The organism is Arthrobacter sp. Y81 (genome assembly GCF_002929335.1).
GTDB lineage: Bacteria > Actinomycetota > Actinomycetes > Actinomycetales > Micrococcaceae > Arthrobacter.
In genome coordinates, this window is the sequence record NZ_PJIL01000076.1 from 1 (window position 1) to 594 (window position 594).

The window sequence follows — 594 nt, forward strand, 5'->3', positions numbered from 1 at the left end:
CGTGGCTGCAGGAGAAGATACCTCCCATATCCTCAGCGGGTTGACTAACCAGCTGCCTGATCGTGATCCGGAAGAGACCGCCGAATGGATTGAGTCCCTGGATACGCTGATCAGGGAACAGGGCACCGAGCGTGCCCAGTACATCATGCGCAGTCTCCTGCAGCGTGCCGGCGCCCAGAGCGTCGGGGTCCCGATGGTCACCACCACGGATTATGTGAACACGATCCCCGCGGACCAGGAAGCGCCGTTCCCGGGGAAGGAGGAGTACGAGCGCCGGTACCGGGCGTACATGCGCTGGAACGCCGCGGTGATGGTGCACCGGTCCCAGCGGCCGAACATCGGCGTGGGCGGGCACATCTCCACCTACGCCGGGGCCGCGACCCTGTACGAGGTCGGCTTCAACCACTTCTTCCGCGGCAAGGACCACCCCGGCGGCGGGGACCAGGTCTTCTTCCAGGGCCACGCCTCCCCGGGCATGTACGCCCGGGCGTTCATGGAAGGCCGCCTGACCGAGGAGGACCTGGACGGGTTCCGGCAGGAGAAGTCCAAGGCCGGGCACGCCCTGTCCTCCTACCCGCACCCGCGGCTGATGCC

1 pseudogene is annotated in these 594 nt (G+C 67.0%); it reads left to right on the plus strand.

Annotated features, from left to right (window positions below):
* Position 1: 1 nt before the first annotated feature.
* Positions 2-594 (plus strand): annotated as a pseudogene (locus CXQ91_RS24245) (pyruvate dehydrogenase (acetyl-transferring), homodimeric type); the annotation flags it as partial.